Source organism: Metabacillus sp. 84 (assembly GCF_050107715.1).
Classification (GTDB): Bacteria; Bacillota; Bacilli; order Bacillales; family Bacillaceae; genus Metabacillus_B.
The window spans coordinates 94,419-111,882 of sequence record NZ_JBNILN010000005.1 but is presented as its reverse complement, the minus strand read 5'-3'; the positions used below and the strand labels follow the sequence as shown (position 1 = coordinate 111,882).

The following is a 17,464-nucleotide window of genomic DNA, read 5'->3' as shown; positions in this document are numbered from 1 at the left end:
CATTCGCCAGGAGTTGGCCCGTATTCGACGGAAATTGGCCCGTAAACGACAAAAGTTGGCCCGCATTCGACAGAAGTTGGCCCGTAAACGATCAAAGTCGGCCCGTCCCTCCACAAAACGGGGAACCGCTACAGATACTTCTTCCCCATCATTCTCATTATCGAGCGGTATACGTGGTAGCCGCTGACTGAGACGCCTGCGGTGCCGGCGCCTGGGAAAACGCTGTCTCCGCAAACCCATAATCCTTTTACGCCCGTGCGGTGGGAGAGGCTGTTGAACAGGGCATGCTCCAGGGTTTGGGGAATTCCGCCGACCATTCCGTTTTTTCGTTTCGTAAACCGCTCCCACGCTTTTGGTGCCCCGATTTCCTCTTTTTCTATTCCTTCTTCAATTCGGGGGATGGCTTTTTTGACCCCGCTTATCATCCTGTCCCTCAGCGTCTTTTTATAGGTATCGTACTTTTCCTTTGTATCCCATAGCGAAAGGTCGGTATGGGTGCTTACATTCAGGGTGCGGAAGCCTTTTGGTGCTCGAATCAGGTCACCGGGGGCGGATAGGGAAAGAAAGAGGTGGGCGCCTTCTGCCATGGCACCATTCTTATCAGTCAGCACCTGCTGGAAAAGCGGGGCATTTTCCGGTATGATTTCTTCCCGAATGGCAAGATAAAGGGTCATGGTTCCCCACTGTTTTTTTTCGCCTTTTTGCACATAGCGCCTGCCCATCTTACGTATGAGAGGTTCATTAAGAAGCTCCAGGAAATTTTGGACGGGCACAGTCGAAACGACATGATCCGCCGTCAAAATCCGGCCTTTTTGATCTTCAGCTTCAAACAGGCCATTGTGTTTCCGGACGGACTTGATCCATGTGCGCTTTTTCAGTACAGCCCCATATTTTTCTGCCGAAATGGCCATAGCCTCACCAAGCTGATTCAGCCCCCCTTCAATGTAAAAAGCGCCTTCGTGATAGATTGTCAGGGCGTAGGCGCCCATGATGGCCGAACAGCCGGCCGAATCGGTCTGCATGGAATCAATGAGCTGAGCATCAAGCAATTGAACAAACGGGTCTCCGTGCAAGCCATGTTTTTTAACAAGGTGGCCAACGGTTTTTGCAAGATAGGGAAGAAGGGTGAGGGTGCCGGGTTTAAGTGATGCCATCAGGTCAGCGATATCCATGAAAGCAGAGGGAGGGAGCGCCGGAAGTGTCCCCAGCAGCTTTTTAACCTCTGCGCCTATTTTCCAAATCTCTTTATAAAAAGAACGTATCCTGGCAGCAGACTCCGGAAAGGCCTCACTGAGGCTGTGTAGGTGCTGCTGACGGTCCTGCTTATATTCCAGGTAGCCGGACGGGGTATGAATTCCCATAACGGTGCTTAAAGGCTTGGCATTCGGAAATGGTATGTGCAGCTTTTCTAAAAGGCGATGATGGATGCCGCCCCCTTCAAAGCCCATTCCGAGTGTCGCACCTGCAGGGAAGAGAAAAGAGCCGCGATTAAATTTGCCTGCGCATCCGCCCCATTCATTAGAGGCCTCTGCCACGGTTATGTCCAATCCCCTTTCTGCAAGAAATGCCGCAGCGGTCAGTCCGCTGATGCCGCCTCCAATGATGAGAATATCGCTTTTCATCTTTATCCCTCTTTCAGTAGACATTTTGGTTTGTACTCTGTGCTAAATCGGGAATATCTGTTATAGCAGATTTGCCGTTATTTTGTGATAACTATAAATAAGAATTGGAAGGCTGTAAATTTTTAATAGGTGCAGCTTTTAGGGAAATTTTACATAAAATTTCATTTGGATTAACATTCATCACATATAATTCAGTTGGCTAATAGGATATAAAAATTGCAAATAAAGAAGGTGGGACAGGATGTGGATTGGGGTAATAACAGCTGTAATAATCCTGTTTCTGGCTGCTGCTGTGATTCCATTTTACTTTAGCAATCTCATAATCTATCCGCGCAAAGTCGAGTATAAGGAGACCTTTGCAATGGGAGTAAGAAGCGGTGAGATCAATGCAGATCACTTCGAGCAGACGGAAAAGGAAGAACTCTTTATTGATTCAAAGCATGGCTATCAAATTCACGGCATGTTTTTCCCCGTGGAAAACAGCCAAAAGGCTGTCATTATTGCTCACGGCATAACGTGGTCGCTGTTCGGCAGTTTTAAATATGTTGAGATGTTCCATAAGAGAGGATACCATGTCCTGCTCTGTGACCACCGCTATCATGGACTTAGCGGCGGAAATCATACATCTTTCGGTTTTTTCGAGAAAGATGATCTGCGCTCCTGGGTTGACTACCTGTATGAAAGGCTTGGAAGCCAGGCATTTATCGGACTTCTTGGGGAATCACTCGGTGCCGCCTCCTCTATACAATATATTAAGGATGACAGCCGGGTGGGGTTCTGTATCGCCGATTGTCCGTTCAGTGATTTAACCGCACTTATGCGCCTGAGGCTTGCTCTGGACTTTAAGATTCGGTTTTCCCCGCTTATTCTGCTGACGAGTTTCGTGACGAAGCTCCGCTATGGATGGGGATTCAGGGAGATATCCCCCATTTCAGAAATGGAAAAAGTGGAAACCCCCATCCTGTTCATTCATGGAAAAGAAGACCCGTTTATCCCTCTGCAAATGTCGCTGGATTTATTCAGAAAAAAGAAAAAGGGGAAAAAGCGCCTTTATCTCGTACCGAAAGCAGGTCATGCCCAGGCCTTTCTGACGGACCGTATTAAGTATGAAGAGCGTGTATTCGACTTTCTAAAAGAGATTGAAGTTCTGCACATTAAAAGGGATCCCGCCCAGTGATCCCCATTTAAAAAAATGTAAGCGCATACAATAAAGTTCATCAGGTTAACTCTGTCCTCGTTTGGGTAAAGTGAGGTTAGCATACCAGGCGAGGAGAATTTTTATGTATGATATAGCAGGGATTGGAATTGGCCCATTTAACTTAAGCATGGCGGCGATGCTTGAAGATGTTCCGGAAATCAGCGCCGTTTTCTTTGATAAAAATCAGGAGTTTGTCTGGCACCCGGGAATGCTGATTGAAGGCACGGATCTTCAAGTACCGTTCCTGGCTGATTTAGTGACCTTCTGGAACCCAAAAAGCCAGTATACATTTTTAAATTACCTGCATGAACAGGACAGGCTGTACCAGTTTTTCTTCTTTCGGAACTTTTCCATCCCGAGAAGAGAATACAACGACTATGCAAGTTGGGCTTCCAGGAAGCTTGAATCATGCCGGTATGGGAATGAAGTGGAGTCTGTTGTATATAACGGTGATTATTATGAATTGACTGTCGCAAGCAATGGCGGGAGGGAAACGGTGCAGGCAAAGCATATTCTATTGGGAACGGGGAGTGTGCCGCTTGTGCCAATGAAGCTTGACAGCGTTCGGGAGGATGATGTGTTCCACTCGATGGAATATATGTTTAAAGAACAGGCTTTGAAGGAAGCAGATTCCATTACCGTGATCGGATCCGGCCAGAGTGCGGCGGAAATTTTCCATGACCTGCTGAAAGCGCAGAAGGAGAAAAAATTTGAACTGACCTGGTTCACACGGTCTCCGGAATTTTTACAGCTTGAAGCAGCTAAGCTGGCCCAGGAAGTGTTCAGTCCGGAGTATGTGGAATACTTTCACAAGCTCGATTTTGAGAAGCGCCTCAGTGCCCAGGAGGATCTTGGCCAGCTCCGGAACGGCATAGATCAAAAGACGCTGACCAATATTTATGAGCTTTTGTATCATCGATCCGTATCAGGCCAGCAGCAGAAGGTGACGATCCAGCCGCTGACTGAAGTACAGGAAATTGCCCGAATCGATGACGGTTATCAGCTTTCGTGCCGGCAATGGCAGGCGGAGCAGAATTTTACACACAGGAGTGCCAAAGTTGTATTGGCGACAGGATTTAAACCGTACATGCCGGATTGGCTTGAAAAGATGAGGGAAGAGATCGAATGGGAGGATGAAAAACGGTTCAAGGTATATGAGGATCTGCGGATTGCCTTCAAGGATAAACGGGAGAATCACCTGTTTACACTGACCAATATCGCCCATTCCCACGGAACGGGGGCGACGAACCTCGGACTCTCTGTTTACCGCAATAAAAAAATCATCAACCGGGTTCTTGGAGAAGACCGGTATAAGGCTTCAGGCCACCCGATTTTTCAGCAGTTTATGCCCGAAAGCACATAAGCAATGTTTGCTTCTAAACAAAGCGGGTACATTTTAAGTAGTGCAAGATACAAAGAAAACTTTGGAGGTTTTAATCAATGGGTAAGAAAGTTGCTGTATTGCTAACCGATTATTTTGAGGACGTAGAGTACACGGATCCGGAGAAAGCCTTTAAAGAAGCGGGACATGAACTAACCGTTATCGAAATGGAAAAAGGAAAAACAGTAAAAGGCAAACAAGGACAAGCTTCTGTAACAGTTGATGCATCGATTGATGATGTAAAGCCGGGAGACTTTGATGCACTGCTGCTTCCAGGCGGATTTTCTCCAGATCAGCTTCGCGCAGATGACCGTTTCGTTCAGTTTACGAAATCCTTTATGGATGATAAAAAACCAGTTTTCGCCATTTGCCATGGACCTCAGCTGCTGATTACGGCAAAAGCACTGGAAGGCCGCGATGCTACCGGCTTTACGTCAATCAGAGTGGATATGGAGTACGCAGGAGCGAACTTCCACGACAAAGAAGTTGTTGTATGCGGCAATCAGCTTGTGACAAGCCGTACACCGGATGATATTCCTGCTTTCAACCGCGAATCGCTGAATCTTTTAAAATAATCGCTTAGGGCAAAATAGAAATAGGCTTCCCGTATCATGCGGGAAGCCTATTTTTGTCCATCCGATTCGTTTCCTGCCGTCTCATTTTCCGGCAGAGGGTCTATTCGTTCTGCGTCTTCTGTGCCAATCCCTGTTTTTAGTGCAAAAAAGATAAGCCAGATTGCAGCAAGTAAAAATAAAACCAGGGTACCTGTGAGCAGCCACCAATTTGTGAGCATATGCAATTCCCCCTTTGCCTACATATATGCAATGGAAGGGGGAGTCATGCAGAGGGTTTACTTTTTAAGCTTTCCAAGCTCCTCCGTGATGGACTGCATTTCACTTGGGCTGATGTTTTCTTTTTTCATAACATACTCATATAGGTCTCTTAACTCTTCGTACATTTCTCCATCAAAATGATCCGGGCGGATTGCACCGATATTGATCATTCGGAGCTTAGTGGTGATCTGATCCACCATATATTGTACATTTTCTGTTGATTTTTCACGTAAATTCAACGCTCTCTTCCTTTCTTGAGGCCAGTTTTTCTTATTGTATCACGGGGGAAGGAAAAAAGAGATGGCTTGTCTAAATTTTAGAGACAGCTTCTTATGACAAATAATCGAGGTGAATAACATGAATGTATATGAAGCAAGCATAGAGGATGCAGAGGCAGCGGCACACCTGTTCAATGAGTACCGGATGTTTTATCGCCAGCCTTCCGATCTCGAAGGAGCGCGGCAATTCATTTTAGAACGGCTTGAGAAAAAAGAGTCGGTGATCTACTTAGCAAAGGATGAACACGGCACAGCCGCAGGGTTTGCCCAGCTTTACCCTTCCTTTTCCTCGGTCTCCATGAGAAAAATCTGGATAGTAAATGATTTATTTGTAACAGAACAGGAAAGGAAAAGAGGGACAGCCGGACAATTGCTCGAACGGGCTGCTGATCTGTGCAGGAAGACAGGCGCGAAATTCCTTAATCTTGAAACCGCTGCTGATAATTCAAGCGCACAAAGGCTCTACGAGAAAAATCAATTTGTGAAGGTGGAAGATACGTTTTTCTATACACGGCAAATTTGAGGTTCAGATTGGATTCTTTTCAAAAGTTGAGGTAAAGTTTTGAGTAGCAAAATATGTTTGAAAGGAGGCCTTTTATTGATACATGTCCTATTTGTATGTCTCGGGAACATTTGCCGTTCTCCAATGGCAGAGGCAGTATTCAGGGAAATGGTGAAAAAAGAAGGGCTGGAGAATAAAATCACAGCAGATTCTGCCGGGACTGGGGATTGGCACATCGGAAAAGCACCGCACGAAGGAACGCAGGAAATTTTAACAAGGAATGGGATTAGCTTTGAGGGGCTTGCTGCCAGACAGTTCATCAAAGAGGACTTGCCGAAGTTTGATTACATCATTTGCATGGATGCTGAAAATCTTGGAAATGTCCGCCGGATGGCCGGCTATAGTCAGACCGGCCATATTGGCCGCCTTCTTGACTTTGTTGAAGAGGCGGAAGTGCTTGACGTGCCTGATCCGTATTTCACAGGGAATTTTGATGAGGTATATGAGCTTGTCAGCAGTGGGTGCAGGGGACTTTTGGAAGAAATAAAGGAAAATGAAAAACTTTATTAAAGGAAAAGGGGCATGCTAAATGGGAGACAAATCCGTACTACTTCGCAATGTAGCGATTGGGGCAGCAGCAGGCTTTGTACTGTCTATGTTTCATAAGCCAACGAGGGAATCACTGGTGGAGGAAGCAAAAGAGATCGGGGAAAAAGCCGGGTACTATTACCGGAATCCGTCTCTGCTGTCCGAGGATTTGAAAGATAAGCTGAATGACGCTAAATTTGTCGTTCAAAATGTAACAGATGATTTAAAATTTGTGAATCAGAAAGTGAATGAGCTGAAGGAAACCACTCCGGTCATCCTTGATGTGATTAAAGAGGCGAAGGAGCGGATCATTTCCAGCAAAACCGACTGAAATAGGTGATGCGTATGAGAAGCAGAAAACATTCTACTATCATTGTTGAACTGCTTAGAAGATTCTCAAGAGATGAAGTGGCCGGTCTGTCTGCAGAACTGGCCTACTTTTTTCTGCTTTCTCTGTTTCCTTTTATGATTGCGCTCATTACATTGATTGCTTTCATCCCCTTATCCGTTGAGGATTTGCTGAAGTTTATCAGACAGTATGCCCCTGCGGATACAATCGTTGTCATGGAGGGAGCTTTGAACCAGCTTCTCGGCCAGAAAAACGCTATTTTGTTTACAGTCGGAATATTAGCATCCATCTGGTCCGCTTCAAATGGCATCGATTCCATTATGCGCGCATTTAATAAAGCGTTTGATGTGCGGGAGAACCGCTCTTTTATTAAATCGAGAGCAATCGCCCTCCTTCTTGCCATCGTAATGATGGCCGTAATTGTCATTGCGCTGCTTTTTCCTGTTTTCGGGCAGGAGATCGGCCTGTTCATCTTCAGCGCTTTTGGGATTCCGGATTTATTTTTTACTGTATGGAATGTCATCCGCTGGGCTGCAAGCGCCATTATTATTTTTTTTATTTTTATCCTCCTCCATAAACTTGCACCCAATAGAAAAATATCCTGGAAACAGGCTTTTCCCGGCGCCCTGTTTTCGACGGTGGGCTGGATTGCTGTCTCCTATTTGTTCTCGGGCTATGTGAGCAACTTCGGCAACTACAGCGCTACCTATGGAAGCATTGGCGGCATCATTGTGTTTATGATTTGGTTCTACCTTACAGGAATGGTCATCATCATGAGCGGTGAACTGAATGCCATCCTGGTAAAAAGAAGAGCAGATAAAGCGGATACGTAATCCCCTCCTGGGCAACCTAAACCGAGAAGCGATACAAGCTTCATCCAATAAGGCACAGGAGGGAATGCACCATGGCAAAGCAAACGAAAAAAGGCGGAAGCCACACTAAGCAAAACTCCAAGCAAAAGCCGTCCCATAAAACAAGCGGCAGTGCGAACGGCCAAAATGGATACCACTAAACAGAAACAAAGCTGATCCCAAGGGATCGGCTTTTTGTGCGAAAAAAAGCTTTGCGCCTTAGGAACAAATGTTCTATAATAAAGAAACACATTAAATTAAAATTTAGGTATTTAAAAATAAATAAAGCGGGTATACATACATTAGAGTAGTCGAAAGTATTGCTGCTGCTTGAACAGAATATAAAAACGGCGTTTATTTATGAAAAAAGTACAGCCATTGGCATCTGGACAAGGCTGTCATAAATAAGTAAAGTTTAGATAGATGAACCAGCCTGTAAGCGGTGAGGCTTCCCTTGTCCAATCAGCATAGTCTTCCGCAATATGTCACGGAAATTTGTGAAATGGAGAGGCGATCAATTATGAGTACAGGGAACAGATTAAAAAGACTTGAAGCTTTTGTTGAAAAGTACAAAAAACTGGGCATGAGAATTGAAATTGCAAAATCCCGAACAGAATGGTCCGATGAAACCAAAAATGTAGCGGCTTTAAAACCATAAAAAATCACCCTTCCACAGACGGGTGATTTTTTCTTTGTCTGGCTGGATTATTCGCCCATTGCGATACTGCGGGTGTATACACTTGAATAAATATGCTCAACTTCTTCGTCTGTCATATACATAAACATTTCCCGATCCAAATCCCTCATCGCTGCAATGTACTCCACCATATTTTTGCGTTCCTGTCTGCTCATTTCTTATCTCTCCTTTTTTGTTATGATACAGTCTATATTTTATATTTGTATTATATAACAGAGGAGCAGAAAGGTTCAATAGTTTTTTCAGAATTTTTTAAAAAAGCCGCCTATTGTTTATAGGCGACTGATTTCTCATAGGTTCTTCCTTTCGCTAAATAGACAGCTAAAACGGCTGCAAGGAGAAATGCAACGATATGGAAGAAGCTGCTTCCAGGTACAAATTCCATGTAAAGACCGCCGATAACGGGTCCGCTAATACTGCCGAGGCTAAAGCAAATGCCGCACAAAAGGTTCCCGGCCGGAAGGAGCTGCTTTGGCAGCAAATCTGCCATGAAAGTAAGGCCTAAGGAAAAAGTGGACCCAAGTACCATCCCTGCAAAAAAGAAACAGAGAAGCAGCATAGAAAAGGACTGTGTGAAGCTTGCTGCAGCAAAAGCCAGAAATCCTAAAAACAGCACAACCAGAATCGTCCGCATGCGCCCGATTTTATCGCTGATGATCCCAAGGGGCAGCTGAAAAACAATTCCGCCGACTGCAAATGCCGGAAGAAGAAGGGCTACATGATCAGCAGTCAAACCTTGTCTTAAGGCATAGACCGGGTAATTGCCGTTCAGGGAGGATTCAAGAAACCCATAGATAAACGGAGGCAAAAACGCAATCCACGAAAGCTTCCAAGCATCCTTAAAGCGCGCCGTGCTCCCCGATGAACCGGCCGCAGTCTGTTCCGGAAAATCGTTTCTTAAAATGAAAGCCAGCCCCCAGATAACCAGACTAATGGCACCGCTGATGATGAACGGAAGATTGGGATTGGTTTGTGCAACAGCCGTAAGCAATGGTCCCGCAGCGAACCCGAGCCCGAAGCATAATCCGTAAAGGGATATGTTTTTCCCTCTGTTTTGCTCTGTGGAAAGGGAGGTAATCCAAGTCTGAGTCGAAAAATGAAGCATATGATCTCCAACCCCGACTAAAAGCCTTAAAACAAACCAAATCCAAAAGGACTGAAGGACGGGAAAGGCAAATAGACTGGCCATCACCAGGAAGCCGCCGGTGATAATCATATTTTTATATCCGAATTTTTGCAGAGGCTTTTCCATAAAGGGAGAGGCAAGCAGAACACCGATGTACAATCCGGTAGCATGCATCCCATTCAGGGAAGAAGGATAGCCCTGCTGTTCAAAAAGTATCGCAATAACGGGAAGAAGCATCCCCTGAGAAAAACCGGACACCGTGACAATACTGATAAGAATGGCAAAGCGCAATTTGTTCATGAATTCATACCCCGCTGTTGTAAAGTTCTGCACTTTTTTTAGCGTATCACCGGCCCTGAGGATAGGCAACAAATTTTCGGTTTTCAAATAAAAAGGATAAGATAAGAAAAAAAGGAGGAATCGAAATGCAATTTACCATGACAGAAAAAGGATTTTCTTCCGATTTGGAATTTGGAAACCTGCAGGTATCAGGAGACGAGGAATACGGATTCCGCCCCTATCAGCTAATGACAGCCTCTATTGCAGTCTGCAGCGGCGGAGTGCTGCGCAAAATACTCGAGAAAAAACGCATGGACGTAGAGGACATCCGGATCGAAGCCAATGCTGAAAGAAATGAAGAAGAGGCAAACCGGATTGAACGCATAACCGTTCATTTTGTTATAAAAGGAAACAGCCTGAAGGAAGATCAAATAAAAAAGGCACTCGAACTAACCCGGAAAAACTGCTCCATGGTCCGCTCGGTGGAGAGCAGCATCGATATTGCAGAGACGTTTGAGATATCGGAGTGAAGAAAATAGGCCCTGACTCATCCATATTATGTAATAAAATGGAATAATCAGGGGCGGCTGTTTCCTGACATCAATGAAGGCGATGAACAGGAGAAAGAATGAGAAGAAGAAAAAGAGGCAACAGGAGATTTTCCAGTAGCACGTTCAGAGATGTGGGAAGTGAATTATTCTTTGAATTGATATGGAATATCTTATTTTTTATCCCAAAAGTCATTTTTCGATTGTATAAAAGTGTTTTTGAGTAGTACAGAAGGAACTCCATTAAAAGGTGGAGTTCCTTTTTTTGTTCAGTTTAGGGATTGAATGCTGTTCTCTGCAGAGGGTTTGTCTTCGTGCTCAGTTTAGGGATTGTATGGAGTTTTAGTTTAGGAATTGAATGGTGTTTTAGTTTAGAGATTGGACGGTGTTTTAGTTTAGGAATTGAACGGTGATTTAGTTTAGAGATTGAATGGAGTTTTCTGCAGAGGGTTTGTCTGACAATGGCTCGTGGAGCTCAAGTCCGTAAATTCGGCCTTTCTTTTGACCGGAGGATTTCAGGTTGAGGGAGTGCAGGAGCTTGGACGCAGCTGATGTGCTCTCAAGGTTTAAAAATCCTCTGATTTCTTTGTTTGTAATGGTTGAACCTATTAGCAGCCGGTAGTCTTTTAACGCCTCTACATGTGCCAGGTTATTTTTTTCCCTGCAGCTTCCGCATAGCCAGCCCCCTTTATACCGCTGCAGGTGGCAGCTGCAATTTGGACAAAAAACGCCCGTTATTAAGTCTGTTTGCGGAATGGAGAATTTGTCTGTAATCCGGGTATCTGCTTCCATATGAGATTTGTTTAAGCTCCTTGCCAGCTTCTTGACCTCTTTTTCTGTCAAATATACTTTCTTATGCTGTGTCTCTAATTGTTTCAGTTCAAAAGGCAGCTTTTCTGCGCGAACGATTTTTCTGGATAAACTTTTTATATGGGCAGGAGGTGCTTCAATCATGCTTCGGTGGCTGCTGACCACAATTAGGGAGTGGATTGGTAAAGCGGGAAAGCGGTTTCTCTCAAGCCATTCAGCGAATTGGAACTCTAATCTGTGAGACTGGAGAATAGGGTCTGGAAAGGCAGTCTCCAAGCCATCCTTCTTTCGTATCAGCTGATTGAATTCAGGATCAAAATAAAGCGTACCAGCAATATTTTTCACCTCTAAAATCAGGGCAAAAGCGGGAGTGAGCAGGACCGTGTCCAGCTGGAAGTGTGTCGAACCGTGCGGCAGCCTGAGATCTGCAAGCATCACCCAGTCCTTGCGGCCGAATAGGGTGAGCTGATAGTCAGCCGCGAGTTCACCTTTGAACCCCGCCATTCGTTTGGCTAAATCTTCGGCAACTTGAGGGAATTTAGGATGATTCGGCGGCAACCTCCTGAGCAGAGCCTGCAGTTTGAGGATATAGAGAGGGGTTTTACGCGGTTTAGCGATCATTTTGTCGCTCCTTTCTTTGTGATACTATGGTTATTCTGCAAACAGCCCCGGATTCCCTTCTGCAAAACTTGAGATGTTGTGCGGGGATGTCCGATATTGTCCGTACTTTGGTTTTATTGTCCGAAATCTGATTTTATTGTCCGTATTTGTGATTTTATTGTCCTAACTTTTGATTTATTGTCCGTACTTTTGATATAAAGACTTTTCGGCATGATTCGAGCATATTCGCGCGGTGGTATGTATAAAAGGAGCCAGATTCAATAGAAATTCTGTTCAGATTTGAAGGTAGTGTCCGAGGTGAAACATATGTATTGTCCGTACTTTGTTTTTATTGTCCGAAATCTGATTTTATTGTCCGTACTCACTGGTTTATTGTCCCAACTTTTGATTTATTGTCCGTACTTTTGATATAAAGACTTTTCGGCATGATTCGAGCATATTCGCTCGGTGGTATGTATAAAAGGAGCCAGATTCCCTAGGAATTCTGTTCGGATTTTGCGGTAGTGTCCGGGTGAAACATATATATTGTCCGTACTTTTGATATAAAGACTTTTCGGCATGATTCGAGCATATTCGCTCGGTGGTATGTATAAAAGGAGCCAGATTCCCTAGGACTTCTGTTCGGATTTTGCGGTAGTGTCCGGGTGAAACATATATATTGTCCGTACTTTGGTTTTATTGTCCGTACTCACTGGTTTATTGTCCCAACTTTTGATATATTGTCCGTACTTTTGATATAAAGACTTTTTGACGTCATTCGAGCATGTTCGCACCACGTTCTCCGGAGTACGTCAGCCATGTTTCGACCACACTTTCCAGAGTACGCCAGCCATGTTCCCGCCACACTTTCCAGCGTACGCCAACCATGTTCCTACCACCCTACCGGAGTATGCCGACCATGTTCCCACCACACTTTCCAGCGTACCTCTACCATGTTCCCACCACGCTTCCCGTCATACCCCAACCATATTCGCACCACACTTTCCAACTTACCCCAACCATGTTCCCACTAGGCTTTCAAGTGTACGCATACCATGTCCCGCCACGCTTCCCGCCATACCCCAACCAGCCCCCCCACCGCACAAAGTAAATCCCATCAAAAATAAAAAAAGAACGGTCACACTTGACCGTTCCTCTTATTTCATATTCAGCGTTTCCGGACCTTCTCCGGCTTTTGAAAAGTAGCAGAAGACGGATGGCTCAAGTTTAAGCAGCATATAGTCCGGATCATCCGGCCCGGCGATCCAGTCCTTCAGGTTTTCGTTCCAGAACTTTTTTTTCAGTTCTGTGGATCCCTCTACAGATGCGGTCGCTTCCACCTCTGCGTATTCATCCTGGAACCCTTTTCCTTCATAGCCGAGCAGCAGATGAACAGATGGATTTTTTTCGATGTCTTCTGCTTTATGTGCTTTTTTGCTTGTAGCGGTATAAAGGGTCAGACCTTCGTGGAAAAATAGCATAAACCGGGAATAGGGTTTTCCGTTGCGGACTGTCGCCATCGAACCGATTTGATGGTGGTCAAGAAGCTTGATGATCTTATCTTCCAGAGAATTAGCCATATTTTATTCACTCCTCCTTGCTTTCAAGGTTAATTTGCAACAAAAGCGGGGAAACATACATGTGTTCCGCTATCTGGAAATACATACTTAAGATTCAGGAAAGCTAGGTGAAGGTATGGTTAATCGTATATTTCTTATTGCAGTCATTGCTGGGCTTCCGCTTTCTGTAATTGGCAGTTTGCTTCACTGGCCTCCGCTGATCATGTTCGTCGTCTACTGTTTGACGATCGTGGCGCTTGCGGGATACATGGGAAGAGCTACAGAAAGTCTTGCTATTGTAGCTGGTCCCCGTATTGGCGGGCTGCTTAACGCAACATTTGGAAATGCCGTTGAGCTGATTATCTCTATTTTTGCTCTTCAGGCCGGATTAACCGGAGTGGTGCTTGCCTCTCTGACAGGCTCGGTTATCGGGAACCTGCTTTTAGTCGGGGGGCTTTCCTTTCTTGTCGGCGGACTGAAGCATAAAAGGCAGGAATTCAGTGTTTATGATGCGAGACACAATTCAGGACTTCTTATTTTTTCTATCATTGTCGCGTTTGTTATTCCGGAGGTATTTGCGGTAGACATGAATGAGGCTAAGACCTTAACGTTCAGTATCGGGATCTCTGTCATTTTGATTGTCCTGTATCTGTTCGCGCTTTTCTTCCGGCTGGTCACACACCGCGGTGTGTATAAACACAAAACGGATGAAGAGGGGGAGCACGAAGAACCGGAATGGGGCGCGAAAAAAGCGACTATTGTTCTTCTGCTTGCGACAGCGGCGGTTGCTTATGTATCAGAAAGTCTGGTGCATACGTTTGAAACGGTTGGCGAAACGCTTGGATGGAGCGAATTGTTTATTGGGGTTATCATCGTTGCTGTTGTTGGAAATGCCGCAGAGCACGCTTCAGCAATCGTTATGGCGTATAAAAATAAAATGAACATTGCCGTTGAAATTGCGGTCGGCTCTACGCTTCAGATTGCGATGTTCGTTGCGCCGCTGCTTGTTCTTTTATCTCTCATGTTTGAAACGACGATGCCACTCGTTTTCACTATGCCAGAGCTGATTTCGATGGTTACCGCTGCCTTCCTGACGATTATTCTCACCAATGATGGGGATACGAACTGGTTTGAAGGAGCGACCCTGCTTGCTGCCTATGTGATTATGGGAATTGGGTTTTACCTGCTGTAGCGAATATTTTTCATAAAAAACGGCTGGTCCCATTAAAGGGGCCAGCTAAATTTGTAGGACGAAACCACAATCACAGTTGAGGTTGCTTACTGCTATCATATAATTTTAAATTAAATTTGTAAATATTCAGATAAATATTTTCTGCTATCATACTTTAGATGCTTGTCATGATGAATAAGTAGGCCGAAGTCACGAACATAAGGCCCATTAGGAAGGCTGACAGACCTGAAGCGTTCTTCTTGAACTGTATAATAAGCAGCGTAATGAACAGGAACGAAAGGATGCCAAAAAGGATGCTGAGTCCGCCGGCGGCAAAGCCGATTTCATTATCCGCTGAAAAAAGAGTAAACAGCGGGGACAAGCCGTCAGAAGCTTTGGTCACTTCAATGTTATGCGGAGGCTCCTGCTGGCCGAGTACACCGGTCACCGGGAAGACGATCAGCAAGTACAGACTTTCCGCTTTTGTCCATTTCCTTGGATCAAGCTGCTTCCCTTTTTTCAGCATTCCTTTCATGAAAAAGCTGTTTAAAAAGGCGAACAGCAAAATCGGAATGACTACCAAATGCTTAATCAGCAAATATTGTCCGTAGTTCAGAGACCATGTTTGCGGATATTCGGCGACATTCATTAACAGGGTCATAAGCAGGAATCCTGTGAAAACGATGATTCCCATCATTACCATTGCTACAGGTGTAAACCATTTAAGAAACGCGAGCCAATTCCGGCTGTTTTTAGAAAACCAGCTAACCTGAAGCAATATTCCTCCCCATACACTCATAGCCATGAAATGAAAAGCGTGATACAAAATGCCTGCGCCGCTTAAAGAAGCAGCATGGCTGTTAACGCTGATTAGAAAAATGAGGGAAATGACAAAGAATAGAGAAATTGTCTTATATTGTACGTCTTCAAACACCGGCGCAAATGAAATAAATAAGTAGAACATGATGATGAGTACGAGAGACAGCGCCCACATCTGGCCGATTTGAAAATCTTTAATGACCCGGACTATGCTGCCGAAATAGCCTTCTGATTCATAAAAACGGGAAGCAAGCTGGAGCACAGGAGAGGCTGAAAAGACAGCTGCTCCTAATGCGGCAAGCTGCATCCATCGCTTCGACATTTGAATTTCCGGTTTCCTCGCATCCGGAATATAGGACATAAAAAAGGCACCCATTAATATAGCGAAGCTTAAATAAAGTCCAACCTCGGATAGCATAATGAGAATCATCTTAACCCCGGCCTTTTCTCATTGAAAAGAAAATCGCAGCAAGTGCGGCTGCAGCAAGGAGTACTCCGATGATGATCAGGGAATTATTGCTGCCGGTTTCCTCGGCGGACTGAGTCTCTTCGGCAGGTGCTTCCTCTGTTTCCTCAGCAGGCTGGCTCTCTTCGGCAGGCGTTTCCTCACTTTCCTCCGTCTCTTCTTCTGCCGGCTTTTCTTCGACAGGTGCATTCAGGCTAAACTCAAAGGAATCCTTAATCACATGTCCATCCGCGCCGATAATATCCCAGCTGACGGTATAGGAACCGTTCTCCATATCTTCAGGAAGTGTACCTGTTAAAGTATCTCCCTCCAACTGTATGTTCTCTACAGCTACTTCTGTTTTACCATCCTTCAGCACCTTAAACGTGCTGGATTGTTCAATGGATGTATTGAACGTCAAAGAAACGGTCTCAAGCTTTTCTGCAACTGTTGCGCCCTGCTCCGGATTGGATTGAATGAGCTTGGAATGGGCAAGCGCACTCGTCTGATTAAATGCAACCAATGCAAAGACGAGAAGCATCATAAGTTTTTTCATCTGAAAATCTCCTTTCACAGCGACTCCCTTTTATTTTACCAAGAATCCGGAAATGTACGAGACGGAAGTGTGAGGATTTGTTGAAAATGATCATTTTTTCTCGAAACACGGATAAACGGGTGGTTGCCAGAAAAAACTATGGGAAACAAAGCCGGAAGGAGATTTATCCATGAAAAGAAAACAACTTTCAATTTGTATCGCTGTGCTATTATCCGTGTGTTTTTCGAGCATCTATATGACCTCAACTGCAGCGAAAACGAAAATCCCTTCCTCAGTCCTGGACATTTCAAAGGAGAACACATACCCGAATCCTGCTCAAGATCTTCCCTACCTGCAGCCGAGCGAGCTGGCAAGGGAGCTTGCGGAATCTTCGGCCGTTCCTATTGAGAACCCGAATCTAATCAAGCAGCTGAACGAAACTGCCATTTCTGATTCACCGCTTGCCGTCGGCTATCGGGCGACAATTTACCTTGGCCACTGGGCGCTGAACTATGAATCAAGGGAGACTACCCCTAACTGGGAATATCAGCGCATCAACTCTAACCTGTCAGACAACCGCGGCGGCAAAGCAGCAGCGCAAATCCATTACAAGCAAAACGACCAGAAAAAAATAAAAGGCGGCCTTACCGCCAATGTACCGGAAATGGAAGATGTAAAGAATATGATGCTTCTTGAGGCTATGAAGAAAACCAACCTGCCGCTGTCATTTGAAACGATTGTCGGGGCCGGAACGAAAAAAGATCAGGTTTACAATGTGCCGGTGAAAAAGATGGGATACCTCTACGCCTACGCTCCAGCGATCAGTGAAAAAGGAAAGGTCACGTATGGGGAGGTCTACCTTGAGCTGAAGGGCAACAAGCGGAAAATCAATGTGAAAAACATTACGTCCCAGGGAATTGGAGCGTGGATCCCGGTACAGGATCACCTGTCATTTGGATACATGGTCTCGGACGTGCCAAGATAACTGGCTGATCAAGACTTGAATTGCTGTGCGGGCTAGGCGTAGTTTTTGCCGTATACAAGCGGGATTCTGCCGATTGACAAAGGGCTATGTCTAATACGATCCGGACTTTGCATTGCAATCCAGTTATTGTCGAATACGATCCAGACTTTGCCGATTGCAATCAAGTTATTGTCGAATACGATCCAGACTTTGTCGATTGCAATCCAGTTATGGTCGAATATGATCCAGTCGACTTTATTCGCCATAACGCCCTTTCGCCCGCATGCGGCCAACAAAAAACTGCAGAGC

21 protein-coding genes are annotated in these 17,464 nt (G+C 45.1%); 11 read left to right on the top strand and 10 right to left on the bottom strand.

The window, feature by feature from the left end:
- Window positions 1-128: 128 nt before the first annotated feature.
- Window positions 129-1,622 carry an FAD-dependent oxidoreductase gene (locus ACQCV8_RS11205; RefSeq protein WP_426844716.1) on the bottom strand — a complete coding sequence of 498 codons (1,494 nt, stop codon included), beginning with the start codon at window positions 1,620-1,622 and terminating at the stop codon, window positions 129-131.
- A 241-nt stretch (window positions 1,623-1,863) separates the two neighbouring features.
- Between ACQCV8_RS11205 and ACQCV8_RS11200 the strand changes: the two genes are divergently transcribed.
- The 3 genes from ACQCV8_RS11200 to ACQCV8_RS11190 all read left to right on the top strand — a co-directional run bounded on the left by ACQCV8_RS11200 (window position 1,864) and on the right by ACQCV8_RS11190 (window position 4,776).
- Window positions 1,864-2,799: an alpha/beta hydrolase gene (locus ACQCV8_RS11200; RefSeq protein ID WP_426844715.1), complete on the top strand. Its 936-nt coding sequence runs from the start codon at window positions 1,864-1,866 to the stop codon at window positions 2,797-2,799.
- A gap of 103 nt (window positions 2,800-2,902) precedes the next feature.
- Complete coding sequence (locus ACQCV8_RS11195) at window positions 2,903-4,183, top strand: lysine N(6)-hydroxylase/L-ornithine N(5)-oxygenase family protein (protein ID WP_426844714.1); 1,281 nt, start codon at window positions 2,903-2,905, stop codon at window positions 4,181-4,183.
- A 77-nt stretch (window positions 4,184-4,260) separates the two neighbouring features.
- Window positions 4,261-4,776, top strand: coding sequence for a type 1 glutamine amidotransferase domain-containing protein (locus tag ACQCV8_RS11190; RefSeq protein WP_426844713.1), 516 nt, complete (start codon window positions 4,261-4,263; stop codon window positions 4,774-4,776).
- Between the two features lie 47 nt (window positions 4,777-4,823).
- Here ACQCV8_RS11190 and ACQCV8_RS11185 read toward each other — a convergent pair whose 3' ends face one another.
- Entirely contained in the window at window positions 4,824-4,994 is a 171-nt protein-coding gene (locus ACQCV8_RS11185; protein ID WP_426844712.1) for a hypothetical protein, read from the bottom strand.
- Window positions 4,995-5,051: 57 nt separating this feature from the next.
- The gene (locus ACQCV8_RS11180; RefSeq protein WP_426844711.1) at window positions 5,052-5,273 is read right to left on the bottom strand and encodes a DUF1128 domain-containing protein; all 222 of its coding nucleotides are present in this window, start codon (window positions 5,271-5,273) and stop codon (window positions 5,052-5,054) included.
- Window positions 5,274-5,391: 118 nt separating this feature from the next.
- Here ACQCV8_RS11180 and ACQCV8_RS11175 point away from each other — a divergent pair, with 118 nt between their 5' ends.
- The 5 genes from ACQCV8_RS11175 to ACQCV8_RS11155 all read left to right on the top strand — a co-directional run bounded on the left by ACQCV8_RS11175 (window position 5,392) and on the right by ACQCV8_RS11155 (window position 8,260).
- Window positions 5,392-5,835 (top strand): N-acetyltransferase family protein, encoded by a 444-nt coding sequence (locus ACQCV8_RS11175; protein ID WP_426844710.1) that lies wholly within the window; start codon window positions 5,392-5,394, stop codon window positions 5,833-5,835.
- A gap of 75 nt (window positions 5,836-5,910) precedes the next feature.
- The gene (locus ACQCV8_RS11170; RefSeq protein ID WP_426844709.1) at window positions 5,911-6,384 is read left to right on the top strand and encodes a low molecular weight protein-tyrosine-phosphatase; all 474 of its coding nucleotides are present in this window, start codon (window positions 5,911-5,913) and stop codon (window positions 6,382-6,384) included.
- A 19-nt stretch (window positions 6,385-6,403) separates the two neighbouring features.
- On the top strand, window positions 6,404-6,733 hold the full coding sequence (locus tag ACQCV8_RS11165) for a hypothetical protein (protein ID WP_426844708.1): 330 nt from the start codon (window positions 6,404-6,406) through the stop codon (window positions 6,731-6,733).
- A gap of 14 nt (window positions 6,734-6,747) precedes the next feature.
- On the top strand, window positions 6,748-7,584 hold the full coding sequence (locus ACQCV8_RS11160; RefSeq protein WP_426844707.1) for a YihY/virulence factor BrkB family protein: 837 nt from the start codon (window positions 6,748-6,750) through the stop codon (window positions 7,582-7,584).
- A 538-nt stretch (window positions 7,585-8,122) separates the two neighbouring features.
- The gene (locus ACQCV8_RS11155; protein ID WP_426844706.1) at window positions 8,123-8,260 is read left to right on the top strand and encodes a hypothetical protein; all 138 of its coding nucleotides are present in this window, start codon (window positions 8,123-8,125) and stop codon (window positions 8,258-8,260) included.
- Window positions 8,261-8,307: 47 nt separating this feature from the next.
- Here ACQCV8_RS11155 and ACQCV8_RS11150 read toward each other — a convergent pair whose 3' ends face one another.
- Window positions 8,308-8,454: a BH0509 family protein gene (locus ACQCV8_RS11150; protein ID WP_426844705.1), complete on the bottom strand. Its 147-nt coding sequence runs from the start codon at window positions 8,452-8,454 to the stop codon at window positions 8,308-8,310.
- Between the two features lie 110 nt (window positions 8,455-8,564).
- Window positions 8,565-9,758, bottom strand: a complete 1,194-nt coding sequence (locus ACQCV8_RS11145) for an MFS transporter (RefSeq protein WP_426844704.1) — start codon at window positions 9,756-9,758, stop codon at window positions 8,565-8,567.
- Between the two features lie 92 nt (window positions 9,759-9,850).
- Between ACQCV8_RS11145 and ACQCV8_RS11140 the strand changes: the two genes are divergently transcribed.
- Window positions 9,851-10,234, top strand: coding sequence for an OsmC family protein (locus tag ACQCV8_RS11140; RefSeq protein WP_426844703.1), 384 nt, complete (start codon window positions 9,851-9,853; stop codon window positions 10,232-10,234).
- 432 nt (window positions 10,235-10,666) lie between these two features.
- Here ACQCV8_RS11140 and ACQCV8_RS11135 read toward each other — a convergent pair whose 3' ends face one another.
- On the bottom strand, window positions 10,667-11,683 hold the full coding sequence (locus ACQCV8_RS11135) for a nuclease-related domain-containing protein (protein ID WP_426844702.1): 1,017 nt from the start codon (window positions 11,681-11,683) through the stop codon (window positions 10,667-10,669).
- 1,136 nt (window positions 11,684-12,819) lie between these two features.
- Window positions 12,820-13,242, bottom strand: coding sequence for a pyridoxamine 5'-phosphate oxidase family protein (locus ACQCV8_RS11130; RefSeq protein ID WP_426844701.1), 423 nt, complete (start codon window positions 13,240-13,242; stop codon window positions 12,820-12,822).
- 115 nt (window positions 13,243-13,357) lie between these two features.
- Here ACQCV8_RS11130 and cax point away from each other — a divergent pair, with 115 nt between their 5' ends.
- A complete protein-coding gene (gene cax, locus ACQCV8_RS11125) occupies window positions 13,358-14,413 on the top strand; it encodes a calcium/proton exchanger (protein ID WP_426844700.1) in 1,056 nt (351 codons plus the stop codon).
- A gap of 154 nt (window positions 14,414-14,567) precedes the next feature.
- Here cax and ACQCV8_RS11120 read toward each other — a convergent pair whose 3' ends face one another.
- Both ACQCV8_RS11120 and ACQCV8_RS11115 read right to left on the bottom strand, forming a co-directional pair.
- The gene (locus ACQCV8_RS11120) at window positions 14,568-15,641 is read right to left on the bottom strand and encodes a copper resistance D family protein (RefSeq protein WP_426844699.1); all 1,074 of its coding nucleotides are present in this window, start codon (window positions 15,639-15,641) and stop codon (window positions 14,568-14,570) included.
- 1 nt (window position 15,642) lies between these two features.
- Complete coding sequence (locus ACQCV8_RS11115) at window positions 15,643-16,212, bottom strand: copper resistance CopC family protein (RefSeq protein ID WP_426844698.1); 570 nt, start codon at window positions 16,210-16,212, stop codon at window positions 15,643-15,645.
- A gap of 169 nt (window positions 16,213-16,381) precedes the next feature.
- Between ACQCV8_RS11115 and ACQCV8_RS11110 the strand changes: the two genes are divergently transcribed.
- Complete coding sequence (locus ACQCV8_RS11110; protein ID WP_426844697.1) at window positions 16,382-17,176, top strand: YfkD family protein; 795 nt, start codon at window positions 16,382-16,384, stop codon at window positions 17,174-17,176.
- Window positions 17,177-17,208: 32 nt separating this feature from the next.
- Here the strand turns inward: ACQCV8_RS11110 and ACQCV8_RS11105 are convergent, their stop codons facing one another.
- Complete coding sequence (locus ACQCV8_RS11105) at window positions 17,209-17,421, bottom strand: hypothetical protein (protein ID WP_426844696.1); 213 nt, start codon at window positions 17,419-17,421, stop codon at window positions 17,209-17,211.
- Window positions 17,422-17,464: the final 43 nt, after the last annotated feature.

Coding starts and splice junctions, on each gene's coding strand:
- ACQCV8_RS11205 (WP_426844716.1), bottom strand. CDS start 1,622: ATGAAAAGCGATATTCTCATCATTGGAGGCGGCATCAGCGGACTGACC.
- ACQCV8_RS11200 (WP_426844715.1), top strand. CDS start 1,864: ATGTGGATTGGGGTAATAACAGCTGTAATAATCCTGTTTCTGGCTGCT.
- ACQCV8_RS11195 (WP_426844714.1), top strand. CDS start 2,903: ATGTATGATATAGCAGGGATTGGAATTGGCCCATTTAACTTAAGCATG.
- ACQCV8_RS11190 (WP_426844713.1), top strand. CDS start 4,261: ATGGGTAAGAAAGTTGCTGTATTGCTAACCGATTATTTTGAGGACGTA.
- ACQCV8_RS11185 (WP_426844712.1), bottom strand. CDS start 4,994: ATGCTCACAAATTGGTGGCTGCTCACAGGTACCCTGGTTTTATTTTTA.
- ACQCV8_RS11175 (WP_426844710.1), top strand. CDS start 5,392: ATGAATGTATATGAAGCAAGCATAGAGGATGCAGAGGCAGCGGCACAC.
- ACQCV8_RS11165 (WP_426844708.1), top strand. CDS start 6,404: ATGGGAGACAAATCCGTACTACTTCGCAATGTAGCGATTGGGGCAGCA.
- ACQCV8_RS11160 (WP_426844707.1), top strand. CDS start 6,748: ATGAGAAGCAGAAAACATTCTACTATCATTGTTGAACTGCTTAGAAGA.
- ACQCV8_RS11155 (WP_426844706.1), top strand. CDS start 8,123: ATGAGTACAGGGAACAGATTAAAAAGACTTGAAGCTTTTGTTGAAAAG.
- ACQCV8_RS11150 (WP_426844705.1), bottom strand. CDS start 8,454: ATGAGCAGACAGGAACGCAAAAATATGGTGGAGTACATTGCAGCGATG.
- ACQCV8_RS11140 (WP_426844703.1), top strand. CDS start 9,851: ATGCAATTTACCATGACAGAAAAAGGATTTTCTTCCGATTTGGAATTT.
- ACQCV8_RS11135 (WP_426844702.1), bottom strand. CDS start 11,683: ATGATCGCTAAACCGCGTAAAACCCCTCTCTATATCCTCAAACTGCAG.
- ACQCV8_RS11130 (WP_426844701.1), bottom strand. CDS start 13,242: ATGGCTAATTCTCTGGAAGATAAGATCATCAAGCTTCTTGACCACCAT.
- cax (WP_426844700.1), top strand. CDS start 13,358: ATGGTTAATCGTATATTTCTTATTGCAGTCATTGCTGGGCTTCCGCTT.
- ACQCV8_RS11120 (WP_426844699.1), bottom strand. CDS start 15,641: ATGATTCTCATTATGCTATCCGAGGTTGGACTTTATTTAAGCTTCGCT.
- ACQCV8_RS11115 (WP_426844698.1), bottom strand. CDS start 16,212: ATGAAAAAACTTATGATGCTTCTCGTCTTTGCATTGGTTGCATTTAAT.
- ACQCV8_RS11110 (WP_426844697.1), top strand. CDS start 16,382: ATGAAAAGAAAACAACTTTCAATTTGTATCGCTGTGCTATTATCCGTG.
- ACQCV8_RS11105 (WP_426844696.1), bottom strand. CDS start 17,421: ATGGCGAATAAAGTCGACTGGATCATATTCGACCATAACTGGATTGCA.